This is a genomic window from Caproiciproducens sp. MSJ-32, from assembly GCF_018918055.1.
Taxonomy (GTDB): domain Bacteria; phylum Bacillota; class Clostridia; order Clostridiales; family Clostridiaceae; genus Clostridium.
Genome location: NZ_JAHLPS010000089.1, coordinates 1 through 7914 on the forward strand (window position 1 = coordinate 1; position 7914 = coordinate 7914).

Below are 7914 nucleotides of genomic sequence, written 5' to 3' on the forward strand. Positions count from 1 at the left end.
CCATTTTTTGTTTAAAACAAGCTTTCTAAATCAATTTTTTTAAATTTTAAAGAAAAACTGAACAATATTGTGTAATTATACATGTAGCTACGCTATTTTTTCATATTTACTTTACACAATCTTAATTACTCTACATTATATATTAACTTTATTTTTTTGCCAAGAAATTTTATTCTTATGAAATTGGTCATAAAAAAAAGGCATTATATGCCTTTTTTACTTAACATGTTTATTATATTATCAAATTCTTGGGGCTTACTATAATAATACCCCTGTACTTTATCACAATTGATACTTCTTAAATATTCCACTTGTTCTTCTTCTTCAACACCTTCAGCTACAACAGTAATATTTAATTTATGTGACAATTCAATAATATTTTCTATAATATATTTACTTTTGTTATTCTTTTTCATATCTATTAAAAAACTTCTATCTATTTTTAAAACATCAATTGGAAGCTTTGTTAAGTGATTTAAAGAAGAATATCCAGTGCCAAAATCATCTAAAGCTATTGAGGCTCCTAACCTTTTTAACTCCATTAAACATTCAATATTATTATCAACTGATTTCATTAACATACTTTCAGTAATTTCTAATTCAATATATTTTGGAGGTACATTATATTCTTCAACTAAAGAATTAAAATAAGCAACTAGCCCGCTATCTCTTAACTGAATTTCGGAGAGATTTACAGCAATTTTAAAATTATCATAACCCTCATTAAGTAAATATCTTATTTTTGAGAATACTTCTCTAAGAACAAATTTTCCTATAGGTATTATAAGCCTTGTACTCTCTGAAATTGCTATAAACTCTCCAGGGCTTATAAACCCAATTTCTTTGCTGTTCCATCTAACTAATGCTTCAAATCCATCCACTTCATTATTATTCAATTTTATTTTAGGTTGAAAAACAACATACATTTCATTTCTTTCTAAAGCAGTTCTTAAACCTTTATGTATTAAATATATTCTATTTATTTCTTCTGAAATTTTATCGTTAAACATCTGTTTTTGATTTTTTCCATTTGATTTAGCTTTATATAAAGCTGAATCAGCACTCTTTAACAAGGTTTCAAAATTCTGCCCATCATCAGGAAAAAGGGAAACTCCAATACTTGCAGTTGTATAAATATTCTTATCACCAATATAATATGATTCCTCAAACAGCTTCATTATATTTTTAGTAAATTCATTAATCTCTTCTATTGAATTAATACATGGCAAAAAAACTATAAATTCATCAACACTAAATCTGCAAGCATATCTTTCATCTCTAACTAATTTTTTTAATTTATTAGCAAATTCTTTTAAATATAAATCTCCAGCTTCATGGCCACAAGAATCATTGATAAATTTAAAATTATCTAAATTTATCATTATGAAGGCTCCCCTTCTTTTAAGAAGGGTATGATTCTCAACTTCTTCATTTATTATCTTTTTAAAATTCTTTTTATTATTAAGACCAGTAAGTTCATCATAGGATTTTAATATTTCTAATTCCCTTTCTAACTCTTTCTCTTTTGTTATATCATTTAACACTCCAATAAATCCTACAACTTGATCTTTCTCATTCTTAATATTTTCACCTTTAATTTTTATCCATAAGTCCTTTGGCTTATATTTAATTTTAAATTCAATATTGATAAAATCTTTTTTTAAAGCATTTATTAACTTATCAAAGTCCTTATTATAAAATAGTTTTTTTAATTCATCAAAAGTAAAAATATTTAACTTTTCACTATTATTTATTATTTTTTTATTGTCCCCATAAATAATTACAAAAGATTTTTCTATATCTATATATATAAATACCCAGTCAATAGACTTTATTAAAAGATCCTTTGAATTTGCTAAAAACTCCTTAAATTCATTTATTATTTCATCCTTATTTAAATTATAATTCTTCAGGGAAACAACATCCTTGTTTGAAAAAAAATCCTTCTTCATATTATCCCTTTTCCTCTTAAATTATATTTTTAACCTTACTGGTTCTGTTTTTCCTTAGCTTTATTTTTTTCATCTTTTAATAAGGTTACAGCCAAACTAACTCCTGCTGCAATAATCATAAAAATCCTAGCACTCTTTTTTATTTTCATATTGCCCCCTCCTTATTTAAACTGATTTTGTTCATCAATATATTCGTATCCCGCGCTTGCCAATTTATTCCTTAATTCTTCTTCATTTATATCTAAATCTTCACATAAAATTGATAAACTTGAATAAAAATCCCTCAATTTCATATTAATCATACTTACTAATATATTGGGATCCATAGATAAGACTGTTTCTTTATCCATTACATAACTCCTTTTCTTTGCATTAATATAATACAATTAATGTATTTTTATTAATTTCCTTAGTAGTATTATACAACATTTTTTCTAGATTACATTATATTTCTGAAAAAAATTTTTAAGATTAACAGCCCATTTTTTATACACTTATATTATTAACTATTATTCTTCATCATAGACATCTAAATATTTTGTTTTTACACCATTTTTTTCCCAACCTAAAATAGAATCCAAATTTACATTTTCTGCAGCTTTAAAGATAGATTTTTCAACTCCATCAAATTTTTGCTTTAATTCTTTTATTAAATCCTTAATTTCATATCTTTTATTTCCTATCTTTTCTGCTGCAACCATACAAGCACAATTTAAAGGCCATATTCCTGCATAATTTGTAAATTTCTTAATATCTTCTTCCTCTACATAATAAAGAGGTCTTATAAGTTCCATGCCTTCAAAATTTTGTGCCTTTAATTTAGGTAGCATGGTTTTAAAATTTCCAGCATATAAAACATTTAATAGAGTTGTTTCTATTACATCATTATAATGATGACCTAAAGCTAATTTATTACAGCCTAATTCTTTTGCCTTGCTATATAAGGCTCCCCTTCTCATTCTAGCACAAAGGTAACATGGATAATCTCTTGCCATCTTATCTACAACTTCAAATATTTTTCCTTCATAAATATGTACAGGTATCCCCAAATGATTACAATTTTCTATAAGCAACTCTTTTATTTGAGGATGATAACCAGGATCCATAGCAATAAATTCTAATTCAAAATTCATTTGTCCATGTCTTTTTAATTCTTGAAAGCATTTTGCCATTAAAAGAGAGTCTTTTCCACCTGAAATTGCAACAGCAATCTTATCTCCCTCTTCAACAAGTTTATAATCCTTTATTGCCCTAACAAATTTAGTCCATATTTTTTTTCTATATCTTTTAACTATACTACGTTCTATTTCTTCTAATGATTTTTTTTCTTCAGTAGGTATTAGTCTTTCACAACCTTTACCAGCTATACTGCTCATTTTATCACCTCATTTTTTTATCCTTGTAAATTATATCATCTTTTATTATTCTTGTCAGATAATAATTCATTAGTTCCATTTATTACTTGTGGAAATCTAAAAAAATTTCTTGGATCATATTTTCTTTTTATTTCTTTTAATTTTTTCAAATTATTTCCATAATACTCTTCCTCATAGTTTTTTAACTCATGTAAAGGAAAATTAACAAAAGCACCTTTAGTTATTTTAGTTAGAATCTTATACCTAGGTAAAAACCATTCTATATTATTTTTTTTATATTTATTATCGTCCCATACTGTTTGAAAACCTAAAATAAATTTTGCATCTCTATAATAAAAGGCACTAGCATCTTTTGATATTTCCTTAACTTTTCCTCCAAGGCCATATAAAGTTATTGCAGTATAATAAGCCCCTTCTGCCCTTTCTTTAATAATATCTAATAAACTTCTTATATCTTTTGCATCTAAATCATTGTACAAAAATCTTCCCCCAGATTTATATCTTTCATACTCTGGATGACTATCTTGTATCCATCTATTACATTCAAGGATTGTCATATAATCAAAATCCGCTACTATTTTTTCACTTACTTCTGTGATAGACTTTAATATTTTTCTTGCTTCCGTATCCTCTCCATAAAATAAACCAATTAATTTTATACCAATACCATCTTCCTTTGAATTATAAAGGGAAGTTTTTAAATTCATTTTGTAATCTAAATCTCTATATAAATTTTGAAGATTTTCTAAGATTTTAACAGCATCTTCTTCATTTATATTTTTATAATTTATTCTAATTAAGGTTCCCATATCAACTTTTTCCTGAAGTTTTAAAGTTAAAGAAACTACTACTCCATAATGTCCTCCTCCAGAACCCTTACAAGCCCAAAACAAATCACTATTAGATTTATCATTTAATATTAACTTATTCCCCTTATAATCTATCATTTCCATTTCTAGCAAGCTGTCACAAGCAAGACCTAAATATCTACTTGAATACCCCCAGCCTCCTCCTAAAATTAATCCGGCAACTCCAACTGTTGGACAGCCTCCCCCTGGAAAAGGATATCCTTTTGCTCCCAAAGCCTCATAAGCTTCCCTATTTCTAATTCCTCCTCCTAACTTAACTGTTCCTTTTTCTTCATTTATATTAATCTCTTTTAAATTACTCACATCTATAACTACTATATCTTCACCAGTAGAATATCCCTCATAATTATGCCTTCCTGACCTAATTCTAAATTCAAGGGAGTTTTTGTTAACAAAATTTATTGCATTAATTACATCCTCTTCATTAAAACAATTAATTATTAGTGAAGGATGAAAATCTATAGCTCTATTCCAACTTAATTTTGCTTCGTCATATTTTTTATTAGTTTTTGTTAAAACTTCTCCTGATATTTCTTCAAGGTTCATCTTCATAATTTATCACCTTCTATTATTTATTCATCTTATAGATAATATCATAACAGCAATAAAAATAAAATATAACATTTTTTAATAGGAATATATAAATTTTATCACATTTTTATATTTTTCTACATAAAGTGATAATGTAGAAAACGAAAGGAAAGGAAATTTAAATGCTAAGGGGCAAAGATCAAAAAAAGGAATACAAAGACGATTTTAAAGATATTAAAGAAGAATTAGAAGACCTAATGGATGAATTTAAAGATAAGAAAAACTATAAGGATAATATGATGGTTAGCTGTAAGTCTTCTAAAGGTACTTGCAGTCAAGGAAAAAAATCTAGCTGTTTAGAAGATTGTTTAGAAAATCCTGCTAAATACTCTTGTAACGTATTTTGTAAAGATACTGATGAAAACTGCTATGAATCATATAAACTTTTCAATCCTCCTATTTACGCTAAAGCTCACATTCAAGTTCAACCATACAAAAACTTTTTCAATTTAGATGATGCAATAATTGCAGGAACAATATTTAAGGATTTATATGATCCTTATTGTAATTCTGGATATTTAGGAGGTAAGAGAAGCTATGATGAATAAACATGAGCATTTGTTAGAAATTCAAAAAGTTCAATTTGCATTAGTTGATTTAAATTTATTTTTAGACACCCATCCTGAATCAGAAGGTGCTAAAAAGGATTTCGCAGCTCTTTCTTCTGAATTAAAACGCTTAATTTGGGACTATGAAAAGAAACATGGTCCACTAACAAATTTCGGAAGCGCATATTTCCAAAATCCAGAAGCTTGGGTAAATAGTCCATGGCCATGGGAAAATGAGAAAGGAGGAAAGAGATAATGTGGTATTACGTTAAAACATTACAACATCCAGTTAACTTAAAATCAACAGACCTTAGAATGGCAAAACTTCTAATTACTCAATATGGCGGTCCAGACGGAGAACTTTCTGCTGCTCTTAGATATTTAAATCAAAGATATTCCATGCCAACTAATAAATCTAAAGCTCTTTTAACTGATATAGGAACAGAAGAAATGGCTCATGTCGAAATTATTGCAACTATGGTTCATCAAATAATGGAAAATGCCTCTATTGATGAAATTAAAAAAGCAGGATTGGACGGTCATTACGCTGACCACGGAAAGGCTCTTTTCTATACTGATGCAACCGGCAACCCTTGGACAGCTACTTATATTCAAGCAAAAGGAGATATAATTGCAGATTTACACGAAGACATGAATGCTGAACAAAAAGCTAGAGTAACTTATGAATGGTTAATGAATTTAACAGATGATGCTCAAATCAAAGAAATCCTTGGCTTCTTAAGAGAAAGAGAAGTTGTTCATTATCAAAGATTCGGAGAAGCTTTAATGGATGTTCAAGATAATACAAAAGCAAGAGATTTCGATATATTATAGGAGCTGTCTGTAAAATAAACCTAAGCTTAAATATAGCTTAGGTTTATTTTTTATCATTTAAATTTAATGCCCTATTTATCCTTTCTGCAAATACTGGTCCTAATTTCATTAGTTCATCATTATTTATTAGGATGCATTCTCTTAAAATTTCTTCAATGTTCTTTAATGGCATCCCAATCTTCTTTCCATAATTTTTTCTTAATACATTAAAATTTAATCCTAAATAATCAATTATCTCAATTATGTCATCTAAGCTATACTGCAATTTATAAATTTTATCTGCCAATTTTACAAAGAAAATTTCATTAAAAATTTTTATATTCTTTAGAAAATAAGTTTTATTACTAATCTGCCAAGTTGAATGATCTTTTATATAAATATATCCATTTAATAATTCTTTTATTATTATCATTAACTCTATAAATTCATGTTTATATAGACTCATAATACTGTATCTAATATCAGATACCATTTTTTGAAACGTTTTCAAATCCCAGTTGTCTGTATTAAAATCATCTCTTAAATTAATAAGCTTCCTTCTTAAATAGAAATCCATATAAACACCTAATTTCTATATTTGAGGCTAGTCCCCTAATACAGTATATTCAAATTTAGGTGTATTTGTACTATATTAAGCTTTATAAACATATACTTATAATTTTATTTAAAATCTTTAAAAGCATTTGCAATATTTTTTAAGCATCTGAATAAATTATTTAAATCTTCTAGAGCCTTATCAGCAAGAGTTTCTTCAATTTCCTTTATTATTAACAAGACATTTTCTAAGTGTTCATTATAAAATTCATCATCTTCTTCAATAATATTATTTTCAAAATACTCGTCCTTATAAACTTCTTTATCAAAATTAATAAAATTCTTTACGTTATCCCTTTTACATAAAATATCTACTATTATAGCAACTTCTCTTTCTAAAGTATTTAATAATTCTGTTTCTAAAAACAATTCTCTATTAATGTCATATAATTCAATTATATTAAATATTTCCTTCAAATCTTCTTTATTAATAGTTTCTAAATCCTTTATTTCAAGTGTATCTTTATTAATATCTGTTAATATTTTATCTACTTTTTCTTTTATACTTAAAGCTATTTCAAAAACGTTTTTTTTATCTTTTTCATCCTCTGATATCCCTTGCACATTCTTTACTTTTTTATCCTCATATAATTCTCCTTTAACACCCTTTAACATATTTCCTCTCCTTTAATATAATTTTTATTAAAGTTAACTTTGTTAAATTTTTGATTATTATAAGTATGAACTCCTATAAAAAGTAAGTTAATAGAATTCCCCCTTTATATAATTATAACCATAATATGGTTAAAAATCAAAAATTATATTAATTTTATTATCTTATAAAAAAGTAAAAATCAACTCAAAATAAGATTATTTTAAAATAGCTTTGAAATCTGCAGTTTATGGAAGATTTTTAAATTAATTCAATAATATTTATAAAAAATAGAAAATTTTAAAAACTTGACATTATTATAATATATAGATATATTTATATATGTAAAAATTATTAATATCGCGGGGTGGAGCAGTCGGCAGCTCGTCGGGCTCATAACCCGAAGGTCGTAGGTTCGAGTCCTACCCCCGCAACCAAAAAGGGGCTGTCGCACTAAATAATTAGTGTGAAGCTCCTTTTTGATGAAAAAAATAAATCCCAGACTTTAAAAGTCTAGGATTTATGGTAAAATATTTTTCATGACTATAAAAAAAATCT

The 7914-nt window shown here is 26.5% G+C and carries 9 protein-coding genes and 1 tRNA gene; 4 read left to right on the forward strand and 6 right to left on the reverse strand.

Annotated elements, in window-relative coordinates; all coding sequences use genetic code 11:
* Positions 1–203 precede the first annotated feature (203 nt).
* The 4 genes from KQI16_RS09825 to KQI16_RS09840 all read right to left on the reverse strand — a co-directional run bounded on the left by KQI16_RS09825 (position 204) and on the right by KQI16_RS09840 (position 4752).
* Positions 204–1952 (reverse strand): putative bifunctional diguanylate cyclase/phosphodiesterase, encoded by a 1749-nt coding sequence (locus tag KQI16_RS09825; RefSeq protein ID WP_216434000.1) that lies wholly within the window; start codon positions 1950–1952, stop codon positions 204–206.
* A gap of 161 nt (positions 1953–2113) precedes the next feature.
* The gene (locus KQI16_RS09830; RefSeq protein ID WP_216434002.1) at positions 2114–2302 is read right to left on the reverse strand and encodes a DUF4250 domain-containing protein; all 189 of its coding nucleotides are present in this window, start codon (positions 2300–2302) and stop codon (positions 2114–2116) included.
* A gap of 159 nt (positions 2303–2461) precedes the next feature.
* On the reverse strand, positions 2462–3328 hold the full coding sequence (locus KQI16_RS09835; protein WP_216434004.1) for a tRNA 2-thiocytidine biosynthesis TtcA family protein: 867 nt from the start codon (positions 3326–3328) through the stop codon (positions 2462–2464).
* A 35-nt stretch (positions 3329–3363) separates the two neighbouring features.
* Positions 3364–4752, reverse strand: coding sequence for an FAD-binding oxidoreductase (locus KQI16_RS09840; protein ID WP_216434012.1), 1389 nt, complete (start codon positions 4750–4752; stop codon positions 3364–3366).
* A 158-nt stretch (positions 4753–4910) separates the two neighbouring features.
* On the opposite strand from KQI16_RS09840, the gene KQI16_RS09845 reads away from it, so the two are divergent.
* The 3 genes from KQI16_RS09845 to KQI16_RS09855 are packed head-to-tail and all read left to right on the forward strand — an operon-like array spanning position 4911 to position 6170.
* On the forward strand, positions 4911–5336 hold the full coding sequence (locus KQI16_RS09845) for a spore coat associated protein CotJA (protein ID WP_286173047.1): 426 nt from the start codon (positions 4911–4913) through the stop codon (positions 5334–5336).
* Complete coding sequence (locus tag KQI16_RS09850) at positions 5329–5592, forward strand: spore coat protein CotJB (protein WP_216434017.1); 264 nt, start codon at positions 5329–5331, stop codon at positions 5590–5592. Before KQI16_RS09845 ends, KQI16_RS09850 begins: the two co-directional genes overlap by 8 nt.
* A complete protein-coding gene (locus KQI16_RS09855) occupies positions 5592–6170 on the forward strand; it encodes a manganese catalase family protein (RefSeq protein WP_216434006.1) in 579 nt (192 codons plus the stop codon). Before KQI16_RS09850 ends, KQI16_RS09855 begins: the two co-directional genes overlap by 1 nt.
* 43 nt (positions 6171–6213) lie before the next feature.
* Here KQI16_RS09855 and KQI16_RS09860 read toward each other — a convergent pair whose 3' ends face one another.
* Together KQI16_RS09860 and KQI16_RS09865 are read right to left on the reverse strand one after the other, a co-directional pair.
* Positions 6214–6726: a hypothetical protein gene (locus tag KQI16_RS09860; protein ID WP_216434008.1), complete on the reverse strand. Its 513-nt coding sequence runs from the start codon at positions 6724–6726 to the stop codon at positions 6214–6216.
* 104 nt (positions 6727–6830) lie between these two features.
* The gene (locus KQI16_RS09865) at positions 6831–7379 is read right to left on the reverse strand and encodes a hypothetical protein (RefSeq protein ID WP_216434010.1); all 549 of its coding nucleotides are present in this window, start codon (positions 7377–7379) and stop codon (positions 6831–6833) included.
* 338 nt (positions 7380–7717) lie between these two features.
* Here KQI16_RS09865 and KQI16_RS09870 point away from each other — a divergent pair.
* Positions 7718–7793, forward strand: a tRNA-Met gene (locus KQI16_RS09870).
* Positions 7794–7914 lie beyond the last annotated feature (121 nt).